The sequence below is a fragment of the Cerasicoccus maritimus genome (genome assembly GCA_031296935.1).
In the GTDB taxonomy this organism is placed as follows: Bacteria; Verrucomicrobiota; Verrucomicrobiia; order Opitutales; family Cerasicoccaceae; genus Cerasicoccus; species Cerasicoccus maritimus.
Genome location: JAVDPD010000037.1, coordinates 17561 through 33654, shown reverse-complemented (window position 1 = coordinate 33654; position 16094 = coordinate 17561). Strand labels below are relative to the sequence as shown.

The 16094-nt window shown below is 56.6% G+C and carries 10 protein-coding genes; 6 read left to right on the top strand and 4 right to left on the bottom strand.

Going from position 1 to position 16094, the window contains the following annotated elements; genetic code table 11:
- Positions 1–14 precede the first annotated feature (14 nt).
- From RBB62_RS18550 to lgt, 3 genes are all read left to right on the top strand, one after another.
- Positions 15–3164 (top strand): SUMF1/EgtB/PvdO family nonheme iron enzyme, encoded by a 3150-nt coding sequence (locus tag RBB62_RS18550; protein ID WP_309400746.1) that lies wholly within the window; start codon positions 15–17, stop codon positions 3162–3164.
- A gap of 110 nt (positions 3165–3274) precedes the next feature.
- A complete protein-coding gene (locus RBB62_RS18545; RefSeq protein ID WP_309400745.1) occupies positions 3275–3511 on the top strand; it encodes a FitA-like ribbon-helix-helix domain-containing protein in 237 nt (78 codons plus the stop codon).
- 168 nt (positions 3512–3679) lie between these two features.
- Complete coding sequence (gene lgt / locus RBB62_RS18540; RefSeq protein ID WP_309400744.1) at positions 3680–4558, top strand: prolipoprotein diacylglyceryl transferase; 879 nt, start codon at positions 3680–3682, stop codon at positions 4556–4558.
- Positions 4559–4588: 30 nt separating this feature from the next.
- Here the strand turns inward: lgt and surE are convergent, their stop codons facing one another.
- A complete protein-coding gene (surE, locus tag RBB62_RS18535; protein ID WP_309400743.1) occupies positions 4589–5371 on the bottom strand; it encodes a 5'/3'-nucleotidase SurE in 783 nt (260 codons plus the stop codon).
- A gap of 81 nt (positions 5372–5452) precedes the next feature.
- Positions 5453–6322 (bottom strand): SMP-30/gluconolactonase/LRE family protein, encoded by an 870-nt coding sequence (locus tag RBB62_RS18530; RefSeq protein ID WP_309400742.1) that lies wholly within the window; start codon positions 6320–6322, stop codon positions 5453–5455.
- A 63-nt stretch (positions 6323–6385) separates the two neighbouring features.
- Here RBB62_RS18530 and RBB62_RS18525 point away from each other — a divergent pair, with 63 nt between their 5' ends.
- The gene (locus RBB62_RS18525; RefSeq protein ID WP_309400741.1) at positions 6386–6859 is read left to right on the top strand and encodes a hypothetical protein; all 474 of its coding nucleotides are present in this window, start codon (positions 6386–6388) and stop codon (positions 6857–6859) included.
- Between the two features lie 135 nt (positions 6860–6994).
- Here the strand turns inward: RBB62_RS18525 and RBB62_RS18520 are convergent, their stop codons facing one another.
- Positions 6995–7246, bottom strand: coding sequence for a hypothetical protein (locus RBB62_RS18520; protein ID WP_309400740.1), 252 nt, complete (start codon positions 7244–7246; stop codon positions 6995–6997).
- Positions 7247–7388: 142 nt separating this feature from the next.
- Positions 7389–9359 carry a phospho-sugar mutase gene (locus RBB62_RS18515; RefSeq protein WP_309400739.1) on the bottom strand — a complete coding sequence of 657 codons (1971 nt, stop codon included), beginning with the start codon at positions 9357–9359 and terminating at the stop codon, positions 7389–7391.
- A gap of 123 nt (positions 9360–9482) precedes the next feature.
- On the opposite strand from RBB62_RS18515, the gene RBB62_RS18510 reads away from it, so the two are divergent.
- Complete coding sequence (locus RBB62_RS18510) at positions 9483–12650, top strand: PAS domain-containing hybrid sensor histidine kinase/response regulator (protein WP_309400738.1); 3168 nt, start codon at positions 9483–9485, stop codon at positions 12648–12650.
- A 284-nt stretch (positions 12651–12934) separates the two neighbouring features.
- The gene (locus tag RBB62_RS18505; protein ID WP_309400737.1) at positions 12935–16066 is read left to right on the top strand and encodes a sulfatase; all 3132 of its coding nucleotides are present in this window, start codon (positions 12935–12937) and stop codon (positions 16064–16066) included.
- The last annotated feature ends 28 nt before the right edge of the window (positions 16067–16094 follow it).

The following is a 16094-nucleotide window of genomic DNA, read 5'->3' as shown; positions in this document are numbered from 1 at the left end:
CTTTTCCTGCTGTAATGAGTGACGAATCCGCTTCCTTGCCAAGCGCGCCTCCCGGACGCGCCTACGAAGTCCTGACCCCCGGTGAAAAATTTGGTGACTACCAAGTTTTACGCTGCGTCTCCTATGACCTATTGGGCAGCCTCTACCGAGTCCGCCGCCCCCGCGCGAAAGAGGAGAAAACTGTCTTCGTCATGCCTCCTATCATTGAGGCCTCAAACGACTTTAAGAAGCAGTTCGCCCAGCTCGCCCCCAAACTGTGCAAGCTCAAGCACGACAACATCTTTTCATTTGAGGAAGCATCCGAGGTCAAAGACCGCTTCACCTTCACCGGTGACGCCTTCGAAGGAGAAAACCTCGCCGACTACCTGCAGAGCTACGTCAATAAACAGGTAAAAGAGCGGAAGGCTGAGCAGGACGAACCACGCGAGCTCGTCTCCGACCTGCCTATGGGCCTACCCGTTGACGAAGTCTCCAGCATCCTCTCTCAGACACTTGAAGGCCTGTCTTTTTTGGCCGATAAGAAAATACAGCATTACAACCTCAACCCCACCAACATTCTCCGCGACAAGGATGGCACAGTTAAAGTCGCAGGTTTTGGCCTGATGAGTCTCATCGGGCAGGAGCGTTTTGAGCAAATAGTCTCGGCCGGCATTCCCCCCATCGCCCTAGGTGGCCGTGCTATCCGCATTAACACCGTGGACATTCTGTCACCTGAGACTCGCCAAGGTAAGCCCTCGGACGCGCGTTCCGACGTATACGCCCTCGGCATCACCGCCTACTGGCTCCTCACCGGACGCAAGCCAACCGCAGACTACACCCCACCCAGCGAAATTGTCCACGGCCTGAGTGAAAAGTGGGATGTCTTCATCGCTAACTGTCTCGACCGCGAACCTGAAAAACGCTACCAGAGCATCGCAAAAGCCAAGGCCGACTTTGAGAATTTTGAGCGCATCCGCCCTCTGCGTAACAACGCTCAAAAATCGGCCATCGGCACGACCGACACCAAAACCATTATTCGGCACCTCGATTTCATTCCAGTGCCGAAAAAGATTAAGGAAAAAGGCGGCAAAACGGCCGGAGCCTTCCGGCTCGGCGTTGTTGGATTAGTCATTCTAGTTGCGGCATCGTTGATCTTCTCGGTGATTAATTTAATGTTCGAGGACAACTTTCCCGATGGCGCGGTGGCCATCAAAACACCCGCCGGACAGGAGCCACGACTAACCTTCACCACCGTTCCAAGCAACGTCAGCATTAAAATTACAGGCACCAACCACAACTTCATCATTCGCAACGGCAAGCTGAACCTCAACATTCTTCCCGGTTCATACCGTTTCGCCATCGATGCTCCGGGCTACAAAGCAGAATCAAGGCTCATCTCTGTTGAAAGCGATCCACAGACGTTTAACATAAAGCTAAAGCCTGCTCTGACCGACGCGCTCTTCACCAGTGAGCCTGGCGTGAAACTCACCGCCGTGAGTGCTGATGGCCAGCAAACAGAACTCGGTGAAACCGGAGTTGATGGGCAACTCTTAGCGGAAAAAATCATTGCGGCTGGAGACTACACCATCATTGCCGACAAATCAGGCTATTCACCAACGACATCGGGCCCCTACACGCTCTCCGCCCGTGAGGAAAATGCATTCCAGATCCCAATCGAAGCCATATTGGGCGTACTCCGTGTAAAATCCGATCCGCAAGGCGCCGAAATTTTCTTTGAGGACCGACCACTGGGCAAAACCAACGTCACACTGCAAGACCTGCCAGTGAATCAGGAATTCTTCCTCAGCGTTAAGCTGGATGGCTACCGTGATAAAAAGCTTGCCGTGACGATTCGCCCACAAACGAAGGCTATTCTGGACTTTGGCGCACTCACTCCGCTGTCTGGTGAAATCGCACCAGTCGTCAATTTTGGCGGCAAAGCGGCAACTCCTGAGCAGCTCCAAGCCGTAAGCATCTCTGGGCAAAGCGCCACCAAACTCAACGGCGACCAGAACTTCACCGCCAACATCAGCAGCTTCAGCAACGGTGCATTCCGCATTCAAGGCATCGACGCTGGAGAGATCACCATGACCGTCTCACACCCCGATTATAAAGACATTACCAAGAAGTTTAACCTTAGCGACAACCAACGTGTAAAGGTCATCTACGATCTCCAACCATTGCCAGCCATTGTCACCTTGAAACCAGAACCAGCCAACATAGAGTGGACCATTAAGCTTAATGGCACACCAGTGAAACTGGAGGAGATGATGGTGCCGCTCAAGCCTGGCGTTGAGCAAACCATCTCCATCGGCAACGACAATTACTTCGAAGTCAGCAAAACATTCACGCCCAAACCCAACGAACAAATAACCTGGGCACCGAAGCTTGAGCCCATTCCCGGGCCAGAAAAAGGCCAGAACTACGAAGTGCCCTTCCTTGGTATGAAACTCGTCTGGGCACCTCCAGGCAGCTTCTCTATGGGCAGTCCGCCCACCGAGCCATCTCGCCTGCCAGAAGAAGGGCCAACCACAAAGGTGACTCTCAGTAAGGGTTACTGGATCGGCGTCCACGAAGTCACCCAGCAGCAATACGCTGACCTCATTGGCTTCAACCCCTCACGCCTACAGGGCAAACTACGCCCCGTTGAATACGTGAGCTGGAAGGAAGCAATGGCCTATTGCCGCAAGCTCACCGAACGCGAGCAGAAAGCAGACCGCCTACCTCTAGGCTATGAGTACCGGCTACCCACCGAAGCTGAGTGGGAATATGCTGCGCGCGCAGGCTCCACCGGACCATTCCATTGGGGCGATATGGCCACCTCTCAAAATGCAAATTTTCAGGGCGCATATCCGCGCGACTTCGAGTCAGGTGCCGTCATCACCGAAGACCACTACGGTGCGAAAGAAGTAGGCACCTACGAGCCAAACGCCTGGGGTCTCTTTGACGTTCACGGAAACGTCCGCGAATGGTGCGTGGACGGCTACAACTCGCGTCTACCTGGCGATACTGCAACCGATTGGGTCCGCAAGGAACAAACCACACGCCGTCCCGTCCGCGGTGGCGGCTGGGAAGATTTCGCCATCCGCTCCCGCGCCGCCTCTCGCAGCGAAGGTGCCACTGAGACCTTCCGCAACGGCAGCACTGGTTTCCGCTTAGTCCTTGGCCCCGTTATCCCTGAGTAAAGGAAATTGGCAACTTCGGTAATTCGAAATGGGTCAAATACACTAAGTTTCCGCCGCGAAACCGGGCGTATCTGCTTGCACTTTCATGATAACTGCCATACGGTTTGCTTATGCCTACCCCCACTGGCATAGACATACCCCCAGATCTTCTGCGGCGGCTCAGATTTCGCGCTAAGCGCGAACACCGTTCGCTGGAAGACGAAATCCTGCATTGCCTTGGTGCTGGACTCATCCAGCAGGACACACCAGAGCGATTTCTCGACCGCGCGCGCAGACTGCGTCAGTTGGCGCACGGTGTATTGCGCGTTAACGAGCTAGAGTCGCTCATCGAGCACGGTCGCTCATAACGTCTACCTCTACAGGAAATTCGCTGTCTGGGCCCTCTCACCAACAAGGTGACTGAAGGCCCAGACGGTCATGGACATATCATACAAAGATATCGCCACCGAAAATGCTTTCACGAATCCACACAGCCTTGGGTTGACTGGATCGCCTCCTAGTGGCTCCATGACCACGTGATAGCGATCGCACAGTTACCGCCCAAGCCCGACACTGGCCACTGGGTCCACGATCTGGACCCATTCCTCATCCGTTTTCCCGACGGCTGGATGATCGACGGCTTACGCTGGTATGGCCTCGCCTATGTCGCGGGGTTCGCCGTCGCCTTCTTCCTGCTACACCTTTACTACAAGCGCAGCCGCTCCCCCTTCAATGCAGATCAACAGTCCGACCTGCTGTTCGCGATTATCGTCGGCACTCTAGTCGGTGGACGAATTGGGTACTTCCTGCTCTATCGTTTTGGCGATCTCTTACAGGACCCTATGCTCCTGCTCCGTGTCTGGGAGGGGGGCATGGCAAGCCACGGCGGGATGATCGGCATCCTGCTCGGCATGCTCTGGTTTGCCCGGAAAGCCAAAACCTCGTTCTGGCAGGTGTCAGACATCGTCTGCACCCTCGGACCACCCGGAGTCTTTTTCGGCCGGATCGCCAATTTCATCAACGGCGAGCTCTATGGCCGACCAACCGACTCAGCCATCGGCATGCATTTTCTGGACTACCGTGTCGACCCCGCGACCGGCTATGGCGAGTGGTTTTACACCGTGCCCGTCCACCCATCGCAACTATACCAGGCAGGCATGGAAGGCCTGCTCCTGTGTATTTACTTGCAACTCCGCTTCTGGCTAAGCACTCCCAATAAACGACCATTGGGCCAACTAACCGGCGAATTCCTGATCGGCTATGCCCTGCTCCGCATAGCGGGAGAAATCTTCAGAGAGCCAGACGCGGCGCTGATCCTTGGCCTGTCGCGAGGCACGTTTTACTCCCTCTTTATGATCATCGCTGGCGTGGCGATTATTACTTTGCGATGCAAAGCAACGTCTCAGAATTCCTAATACAAATCATGCCAACTTTGCGGTGCAAAGCTAGCTTCCGGGAGCCTCTGACACACGGCTAAAGTCCACGCGCGTGTAGCTGATGTTGCCCCGCAAGATGCAGGCCCAGTCATAGGGGCCATCACTCGGCGGCTCGCCGTCAGCATATTTAAAATCAAACGACGCTGGGCCCGAGCGCTTGAAGAGGCACTTGATTTTGAACGGCGACAATGCCGTTTCCTCGATGCCCACATCCGCGGTGGTCTCTGCGGGAAAATTATAATTATGCACGACCAGCCCGGGCTGACCTTCGCCTAACCTTTGCATCGCAAAGCGAGAGGCCCATTTACCCGCCGCGCGAAGACTCGTTTCCAAGGCACCTTCTGCTTTGCCATGAGTTTGCCGCAGCTGTTCGTAAACATTGTCCGGCACCTGATGAGAAAACGCCAGCGCCGGCAAACCCCACGCCGCACCTTCCAAGGCGCCTGCTACAGTCCCCGACGAGAAGATCAGCGGCGCCATGCAATTAAAGCCTAGATTGATCCCCGAGCAAACAGCGTCCGGCATATCATCGGTCAGCAGATGGCCGAGTGAGATGTTCACGCAATCGCTCGGCGTACCATCCAACGCAAACGCGCGACAAGGGAAATTGTCATACTCAGCGAGGTGGACTTGCCCCTGGCGACTCATCGCGCGGCCGATCCAGCTTTTTTCGCCCATCGGCGCAGCCACCGTCACCCGGAAATCTTCGACCAACGCATCCACCAAGACGCGAAGGAAAAACGAATCAATGCCGTCATCGTTGGTGACGAGGAGGTGCTTTTTCTCAGACATGTCCCAAGGCTAGCCAAGACCGCGCCAACGTAAACGCCTAATCGCAGCGCGCACCAATTCGTTACGCGGCGCGAAGCAAAATTAGCCCCAGGCCTGCGTTGGCAAACCGGTCGCTTTGACGTCGGCGACGAACACTTTACCGGCGTGCGGTTGCTTCTCAAAATCTTCCTTTTTCAGCCCGTTGATCGACGTCGTGATGTAAAGCTGCTCGAAATTCGCTCCGCCAAAGCAGCAGCTTGTGCAATTGGCCGCCGGCATGTCGACCTTACCCAGCTTAGCGCCAGTGCGCGGATCGTAATGCGCAATCTGCCAACCGGCCCAATGGCCAATCCACAAGTTGTCATCCGCATCAATGCACATGCCGTCGGGCTTGCCGTCTTCCGGAGGGATGTCGATCACGACTTCCTTGTTGCTGATCGCGCCGGTTTCCAAGCAGTAGTCAAATTTCCAAATCTGCCGAGAAGGCGTGTTGATGTAGTAAAACGTCGTGCGGTCCTTCGTCCACGCGAGGCCGTTGGAGTTGCACACCTCGCCAAGGATTTTTTCGCAGCTCGCGCCATCAGCCGACAGCGAGTAAAGCGCCGCGCCCACTGGATTGCGCGAAAAAGAAATCGTGCCCGCAACAAAGCGGCCCGTCGGATCACACTTGCCGTCGTTGAAACGCACGTCGGCGTTGTCGGGATCGGGGTCCGCGAGCTTGGTCAGCGCGCCGTCGGGCGAGAGGTGGAAAATGCCCGTCTCCATACCACAAACAAAGCCACCCTTTTTCGCGGGCACGACCACGCCCACCATCTCAGGGAACTCATGCACGAGCACTGATTCGCTGCCTTCCAGGCGGCGGAGCTGGTTACGCTCGATGTCCACATAATGAAGCTTGCCTTCGTGCCAGAACGGGCCTTCGCCAAGTTGGGCAACGTGATCAGTAGCAGGACGCGGTGTGTAGATTTCCATCCAGCCATCACAGCCTACGCGCTTAGACTTGGCAAGGCCAAGACGAGGCTTTAGGCAATCCTCATGCTAGAAAAATCCCAGGTCATCGCAGCGCTCATTGAAAAGCTGGAATCCGAGCTGATCGCCGCCGACAACGCTTCGCGAGACGCCGCCGCCTACGCCACGAGTGAGGAATCTCGCGCCGAAAGCAAATGGGACACCCAAGGCCTCGAAGCCTCTTACCTCGCCGCCGGTCAGGCTGGCCAAGCCAAGCAGCTGGCCAACGCCCTCGGAACGCTCAAAGGACAAGCTTCGGAGCTCGCGGCGCCTCGCACATCGATCCAGCGCGGCGCACTTTTCAACTGCAAACTCGGCCGCATGACCGAGTGGTTTTTCTTTGCGCCCAGCGGCGGCGGCGAAACCCTATCCGTCGACGAAACCGAGGTGACCGTCATCACGGCGGACTCCCCCCTCGCCCACCGATTGCTAGGCCTCAGCGCGGGCAGCGACTTCACTTTACCCAACGGCGCACCCGGCTCGGTGCTAACCGTGATGTGAGAATGAAACAATCCGAGCCGATCAGATGAAACTACGTATCGGGGACGATCCGCGCCACCTCATTCAGTTGGATAGATCATTTGCGCAATGCGCAAATCCGGATGCAACGCATCCACCGGTGCAGCGGGACGCTGCTTAGTAGCGGTCAGTTAAGCCGGTGCGACCTGGCTCCTCACGATCATAGGGAGATTCGTAAGCCTGCTCCTGCTGACGAGCCTTGTTGCCTTCTTCGACTTTTTTCAGGTAGCCTTCGGCCGTTTCCGTTTCCCCCGTGAGGACCGAGCCAACCGGAGTTGCTTCAATGTCCTTTTCGGGTTCATCGCCGCAAGCAGTGAAAAAGAGCGCCCCGACAGTCAGGCAGGTAGAGATGATAAGTGGCATTCGCATAGCACAGTTAATCATTGCTGAAAGCTAAAGGTGGTCAAGCGTGTATGTGCTTTTGCAATGCGGCTTCTTCGCATAAAAAAGAGCCGACGTTAATCGACTCTTTTGTATCGAATATTTGGAGAAATTCCGCGCTGCGAAAATCTTAGGGTGCAACGGCACGTTGCCGAGCTGCTGCGTCGATAGCTGCTTCCATGGCCTTGAGCTTGGCCTTGGTTTCCTCCTGCACCTTGGGCAAATCTTCCGCCGAGGCGACGTCTTCCTTGCCGAAGCAGTAGAACTTGATCTTCGGCTCGGTGCCGGAACCACGAGCCGCGAACTTATAGCCGTTTTCGAGCGTGAAGAAATAGAAATTTTCCTTCGGGATCTTCTTGCCGTCGGCGTCTTTCAGGTCGTCTTTGCCAAAATCAATCATCTCCTTGACGCCGATACCGCCGATTTCCTTCGGGGGATCGTTGCGGAAGCTGGCAATGATGTTCTGGATTGCCTGCGCACCAGATGCGCCTTCGAAGTAAATGTTGATCAGCGACTCCAGGTGGTAGCCATACTTCAGGTGGATCGCGTCGAGGTATTCCTGGAACGTAAGGCCGCTCTTCTTCAGGTAGGCCGCGAGTTCGCAGATCATCAGGCAGGCGGCGTTGGCGTCCTTGTCGCGAACGCGGTCGCTGGCGAGGTAGCCGTAGGATTCCTCACCGCCAAACACGTAGAACGTGCTGTATTCCAGCAAGAGCTGGGCGCGGGTGGAGAGATCCGTCTGTTCGTAGTCGAGCGCGATACCCTCTTCCTCAAACATCTTTTCCTCAAGCTCGCTCTGGTAGATGCCGAGCTTTTCGCCGATCCACTTAAAGCCGGTCAGCGTATTGATGCACTTCAGGCCGTTGGCCTTGGCGATCTCTTCCTGCAGCGGCGTGGTGACGAAGGTCTTGATCAGCGCGGCGTGCTCGGTGCCCTCGGTCGGCAAAATGCCAATTTCCTGCAGGGTCTTCACGCGGTATTCCGCGAGCATGGAGCCGGTCATGTTGCCGGTAAAAAGGGTCCATTCGCCATTCTTGTCGGGAGCAGCGAGGGCCATGCGGTCGCAGTCCGGGTCAGTGGCGAGCACGAGGTCCGCGCCGACGTCCTTAGCCTTGGCAACGGCCATCGACAGCGCCTCGGAGTTTTCCGGATTGGGCGACTTAACCGACGGGAAACGCGAGTCCATCACCCACTGCTCGGCCACGTCGATCACTTCAATGCCGAACTCCTTGAGCAGCGGCACAGAAGCCACGCCGCCGGTACCGTGAATCGGCGTAAAGACGGCCTTCGGGTGGATTTCTTCCAGAATGTCGGGATCGAGCACGTTGTCTTCGAGCACGTCGAGGTAGGCTTCGTCGGCAGTCTCCGTCAGCGTGACGACCTTGCTGATGTCCACATCGAGGAACTCCGGCAGCTCGCTCCACTCCACCGAGCGAACTTCGTCGATAATGCCTTCGGCGTGCGGGGAGACGACTTGCGCGCCGTCGTTGAAATATGCCTTGAAACCGTTGTCGTGCGACGGGTTGTGGCTGGCAGTGATGACCACGCCAGCGGTCGCACCGAGGTCGCGCACGGCAAAGGACAGAGCCGGCGTCGAGCGTGGGCCTTCAAAGATCATGGCGAGGCCGCCGAGCTTGGTCCAGGTGCTCGCGGCGAGCTCACAGAAGTGGCGCGAGAAGTAACGCACATCGTGCGCGATGACGAGCTTCGGCACGTCGTAGATTTCTTCTTCCTTCAGGTATTCGGCGCAGTAGCGGTAGAGGCCGATCACGGCGCGAGCGACGTTGAAGTCGTTCAGCACATTCGTGCCAACTGCGGCGTGCTCCGGACTGTCCTGATGGCCAGGCGTGCCGGTTTCGGACTTTGCAGAGACACGACCGATGGTGCGCCCGCGCATGCCGCCAGTGCCAAACTTCATCTGCTGAAAGAAGCGGTCATTCAACTCTTCCCACTCACCGGCGTCTACCAATTCCACAATGGAAGCAGAAGCCCAATCGGGCAGGAAGCCGCCGGAGACGAAGGCTTCAAGATTTTCCACAGAAGAGGCCAGCAGTTTACCATCTGCTTCGGCCTGCTTAATTTTTTCCAAGACAGTAGCCATATCTCAGGAGACTAGGCAGGATTGGCGCGTCGGATAAACAAAAAACTGCGCAATCCGCCCGTTACAAGTTTGTTGATTTGAGAGTGGTAATTCTGAGGCAATTTTAGTTGAATGTAATCCCCTATGGACGACAGCCCATCGTCTGCCGCCCCTGAGGCAGCTATGTCTTCTGATCCAAACGCTGAAATTAAACGTTTGCGGGAGGCTCTGCGCGCCAAGGACGCACGCATTGCCGAACTAGAGCGTCTGCAAGTTTCTCACGCCAATGCCCAGTTACTGGGCAAAATGGGCAGTTGGGAAATTGACGCCAGAGCCGACGAATTGATCATCTCACCCGAGCTGCGCCAGCTCTTCAACATGGAGGAGGAGCCCAAAATCACCCTCCACGAAATATTTTCCATTATCGCCCCGGAGCATATCAATGCGGCAAAATCCATTTTTTATGATCCTCTGGCCGAAGGGGAAACCCGCACTGTGCGTATTCGCATCAATCCCATCGATGATGAACCACACGAATTGCGGCTAACTGCGACGATGGGACGCCCAGACGGTGGAGAACTCCGCCGATATGGCATCACCCAGGACATTAAAGAGCTCGTCGCCGCCGAACGAGTCATCGAAGATAAAGAAGAGCGCTGGCAGCTTGCCATCGAAGGCAGTGACGACGGCGTGTGGGACTGGGATCTCGCGACAGATGTCATCCACTTCTCAGACCGTTGGAAGAGCATGCTTGGCTATAAGCCAGATGAGGTCGTCAACCATTTTGATAGCTGGAAACGCTTGGTACACCCCGACGATAAACCCGGCTCGATGGAGCTAATCGAAGAATACATGCGGGGTGAAACCAAGCAATTGGAGCTGGAATTTCGCCTCAAGGCCAAAAATGGGGATTGGGTCTGGATTCTTTCACGCGGTAAAGCCGTTTTCGACGCCGACGGCAAACCAGTTCGCATGCTCGGCACCCACACCGATATCACCGAACGAAAAAAACAGGAAGAAGCCTTTAAACGTCTCTCCCTCGTGGCCAGCAAGACGACAACCGGCGTCGTCATTACCGACGCCCAAGGGCAACTCAGCTGGGTCAACAAAGCGTTCGAAAAAGTGACCGGGTATCACATGCACGAAGTCACAGGGAAAAGCCCCGGCTCGATACTTCAAGGCCCCGCCACAGATAAAGCTATCGTCGATCACATGCGCAAATGCGTGCGCAATGGCAAGGGCTTCCACGTGGAGATTCTAAACTATCGCAAATCAGGTGTGCCCTTCTGGGCGGAAGTCGAAGCCACGCCGATTCACGACATCAAGGGCAATTTAGTTAACTTCATTGCGATCACCAATGATATCACCACCCGGCGGCTGGACCGCGAACGCATCGAGGAAAGTGAACGCCGCTTCCGCGACATCAGCAACGCCGCCAATGAATTCATCTGGGAGCACGATATTGATGGAGTCTTTACTTACGCCACCGACCGCGTGCAGGACATACTTGGCTACACCGCAGGGGAATTCGTCGGCCTGCATCCAATGGATATCATCCAACCAGGCTATGAGAAAGTGCTTGAGGACGAGATGCTCCTGCACATTCAGAACACCGAAATATTTAGCAACTTCGAGCTGCCCAACGTCTGCAAAGATGGCAGCATTGTGTGGCTGACCATCAGTGGCGTGCCGATGTTTGACAACTCCGGGCAACTGATCGGCTACCGCGGAGCCGCGATGGACATCACCTCACGCAAAAAAGCCGAAAAAGAACTTTCCCACCTGTATCAACGCTTCCAGCTCGCCACCAGCTCTGCCCGCATCGGTATTTGGGAATATGATTTTGAGCTGCAATCCCTCGTTTGGGACAGCATCATGCACGAAATCTATCGCTTGCCTCCCAAACGCTTAAGCCACTCCCTCAGTTGCTGGTCCCGCGTTATTATCCCCGAGGATTACCCCATGTTTAAAAGCACTCTTGAAACCGCAATGGAACGCGGCGGTAACTATCGGCTAAATTATCGCATAGCCTGGCCTGGCGGCGATATCCGCTACATCACGGGCAACGCCCTGGTCCAGCTCAATGACAATGGCCAACCCGCGCGTATCATCGGTTCCAGTTGGGACGTCACCGAACAAAAGCGTGCAGAACAGGACGCTATCGCAGCCAAAAATACCGCCGAAGACGCCAATCGCGCCAAGAGCGCATTCCTGGCCATGATGAGCCACGAAATCCGCACCCCTATGAACGGCGTACTCGGGATGATTCAAGCGCTCAAAGAATCCACCCTGAACACTGAACAACAAGACTTTGTCGACACCATTGAGACCAGTAGCGGCTCACTAATGACTATCATTGATGATATCCTCGACTACTCAAAAGTCGAGGCCGGTCGCTTGGCTCTCGACCCACGACCACTCAACGTCGCCTCGATCATTAAGGGTGCGCTCACCCTCTACTCCACCCACGCCGATGAGAAAAAGCTCGAGCTCATCCACCGCATTGAGGACGATGTGCCCCCAGCAGTCCTGGGGGACGAAATGCGCATTCGCCAAGTTCTCGTCAACCTAATCAGTAATGCCATCAAGTTCACAGACCGAGGCCGCGTGACCGTTAAGCTCTCGGCCAAGCGCCTCGCAGATGACAGCGTGGAACTGCATTTTTCCGTGTCTGACACCGGAATCGGCTTCAGCAAAGAACAGGCAAACACCATCTTCGAGCCCTTCGTGCAAGCAGACGCCTCCATCACACGACGTCATGGTGGCACCGGACTTGGACTGGCCATCAGCCGACGCTTAGTGGAGCTCATGGGCGGTAAAATCTGGTGCGAAAGCTCTCGGCTGCTGGGCACAATCTTCCACTTTACAATCGCCTCCAGAATCATCGACCCCAACAGCCTCAAAGTAAAAAATGACGCCGAACTGGATGAACTCGACTACCAAGGACGTATCCTCTTGGCCGAGGATAACCCCGTGAACCGCAAGGTCGTTCAATTTATCCTCACACGCCTGGGCTGCACCGCGGACAGCGCTACCGATGGCAAGGAAGCGCTCGACCTCCACCGTAAACAGCCCTACGACCTGGTTCTCATGGACGTCCAAATGCCAAACGTAGATGGCTTAGCCGCCACCCGTGAAATGCGGCGCATGAGCGGCGAAGGCGAACGCCCCTGGATCATCGGTCTATCAGCCGCCGCCATGAAGGAAGATAAGGATGCCGCCATCGAAGCCGGTATGAACGACTTCCTCCACAAACCCCTCAAGCCCCAAGAGCTCGAAGCGGCCCTACGCCACGCGCCCACGTTGAAGTAGTTCGGAGGTCGGGGACGGATGTCGGGGGCCAGATATCTGAGTTCGGAGATCAGTTATCGGAATGCAAAGTGATTTTGTAATTCACCGCAGTTAGGCTATATTTTACCTGGACGTTGTTTTATCGTCCCCAAACCCCACCCCCCGTCCTCGCCCTCCGGCATCCGACTTCTAATCTCCGACCTCAGACATCCGCCTCCAATGTATAATGTTTCAACGGGCCGACATTGTCTTCGCCCATCGCCAGTAACAGGCTTTAGGCAACTTAATCCGCGATTGTTTTCCCTATGAAAATCCCAAGTTCCTTTCTAAAAGTGGCGCTCGTTGGTGCCGCATTTTGCTGCGCGTTGACCGCCAGCGCCGCTGATCGTCCCAACGTGCTGTTTTTGTCGGTAGATGACCTCAAGCCGACCATCGGCGCTTACGGCGATTCCATGGCCATCACGCCCAACATCGACCGCCTGGCCGACAGCGGCTCCCTGATGGTCAACAACCATTGCCAACAGGCCGTCTGCGCGCCATCGCGCATGAGCATGTTTACCGGCCTCCGCCCGGACTCCACCAAGGTGTGGGACCTCCGCACGCAAATCCAGGACTCCAACCCAAGCGCCGTCACCATGCAACAGCTCTTCAAGGAAAACGGCTACACGACCGCCGGTTCCGGTAAGGTCATGCACGGCGCCCGCAATGAGCACCCGGAATCCTGGTCCGTGCCGTTCACTTCCAAGAAAGACCTTCCCTATGCCGAAGGCTTCAAGGTTCCCGCCCACGACAACGCATTCTATCAAGGCGAGCACGAGCAGGACGTTTACGCCGAAATGCAGGCTGAGAACATCCGCGACTGGCGCAAGCGTATGAAATACATGGCCGAGCACAACGCGATGCCCTCCATGGAAGGTCTCGATATCCCGGACGACGCGTACGCCGACGGTGCCCTCGCCAACTGGGCCATCAATCAGCTCGAAGACTACGCCAAGACCAAGGAACCTTTCTTCCTTACCGTTGGCTTCATGAAGCCGCACCTCCCCTTTGTCGCGCCCAAGAAATATTGGGACCTGTATGACCAGGAAAACATCCCGCTGGCCGAGTTCCGCGAACACGCCGAGAACACCCCGGACTGGGTTTACCACAAATATGGCGAGCTCCGCTCCTATTCCGACATTACCCGCGACTGGAACACGTCGATCGACGACGACACCGCCCGCGCCCTCATCAATGGCTACTACGCCTGCGTTTCCTACGTCGACGCCCAGATTGGCCGCGTTCTCGACAAGCTCGACGAACTTGGCCTCTCCGACAACACCATCGTCGTTCTCTGGGGCGACCACGGCTGGCACCTCGGCGACCACGACATGTGGTGCAAGCACAGTAATTTCGAACAGGCCACCCGCGCGCCGCTCATCATCCACGCCCCCGGCTACCAGCCTGGCGTCGTCAACAGCATGACGGAGTTTGTCGACATCTTCCCGACTCTCGTTGAGCTCGCTGGTTTGGAAGAGCCCTACGAGCTCGAAGGTGCCAGCCTCGTGCCCGTCCTCAAGGACTCCAAGGCCAAGGTGAAGGACTACTCCATCAGCCAGTATAACCGCCGCGGCAACACCATGGGCTATGCCCTCCGCACCGAGCGCTACCGCTACGTCATGTGGATGGGCAAGGACTGGCGCACCACGATGCCCTTCGATCCGAGCCTCGTTGAATTCGTCGAACTATACGACTACGATTCCGACCCGCTGGAAACCGTCAACCAGGCCGAAAACATTGCCTATGCCGACGTCGCTTCCGAGCTCCGCGGCCAAATGTTGGAATACTTCAAGACCTACGAGGAAGCGCCCGCATCCATGGCCTCGGCCCCTGCTGGCAGCAGCACGAGTGTCGATCTCTCGGCCATCAACCTCGGCGCCACCACCAACCGCTTTGCCCAGCCTTCCCGCGACGGCGACGGCATCATCATTGATTTCGAACTCAGCAAGAAATGGCCGAGCGTGGACTTCTACGCTCCCGGCGGCGCCTGGAATCTCTCCGCCAATGGCGGCGTCGAAGTCTCCATCACCAACCTAGGCTCCGAAACTTACCGCGCCACCGCCTACATGGCCAACGATGGCGACGTCAACGCCAACAAAATGCGTGCTGGCAACGGCGACTACATCACCGGTGGTGAAACCAAGACGATCAAGATCAACTTCGCCGACGCCCAGGGCAACTTCAACCCGGGCAACATCAACTACATGCGCGTCTTTGCCGACAAGCTCACCGCTCCGGCAAAGCTCCGCATCAACAGCGTCAAGGCAGTCGGCACCCCGGTTGCCGGAACACCGCAAGCTTCTGCCCGCACGGCGCCACGCCCGGCCTCCGCCGCAGCGCCCGCCCAGCTCGCTGGCACCAGCGTAGAGCTCATCGATCCGGCCACGGTCAACACCGCCGCCCTTGATTACCGCTTTGCCAAGGGAACGCACGCGGGCAACGACCTGATCCTTGATTTCGAAAACAACCCCAAGTGGCCCAGTGTGGACTTCTTTGCTCCCGGCAGTTGGGACCTCTCCGCCGCCAGCGGCCTCGACATCTCTCTGACCAATATCGCCAGCACCCAGTTCCGCGCCCAAGCCTACGTCGCCAATCCGGACGACACCAATGCCGACCGCAAGCGCGCCAACGCCAACGTGATGCTCGCGCCTGGCGACACCAAGGTCATCCATATTAAGTTTAGCGATAGCCCGAAGTTCCGTCCAAACGATGTCAGCTACCTCCGCATCTTTGTGGACAAGCTCAACGGCCCGGCCGCGCTCCGCGTGAACAGCATCACCACCGCTGGTGGCGGCGCCTCAATTGGCGGCGCTCCACAAGCGTCTGCGACCTCGTCCTCCTCCGCCAATGGCGTGCAAACCGGCAGCACCGGCCTCGGTCAGATTAAATACATTCGCCAAAACACATCCGCGCCGGCCGCTTCCAGCGCAGCATCCAGCGCCCCGGCCTCCGCGCCCACGGGCAGCCAACTGCTCGACCTGAGCAAGGTCAGCGCCAGCAACACCGAGCTGCGTTTCACGAAGTTTTCCCAGGCCCCCAATGGCCTCGTGCTCGACTACGAACTCTCGCCCAAATGGCCGAGCATTCAGTTCTTCCGCCAGGAAGGTGGTCTCTGGGACCTCAGCGGCTACCAGTATGTGGACGTCACGCTAACCAATGAAAGCGCCGCTCCGGTCAAGACCTTCGCCTTCATCGCGAACCCCGGTCACACGCATCAAAACAAAAAGGCAGTCAGCGAAAAGACCACCATCGCTCCCGGAGCCACTGAAACGATCAGCATTAAGATCGATCCCAGCGTGCCCAACTTCAACCCGGCTCAAATCGAAGAGCTCCGCGTCTTCATTGGCATGCATAAGGCCCCGGTTAGGCTCCTCCTCACCAACATCATCCTCCGGTAACGAACGATAACGTCGCTCATGGGACATA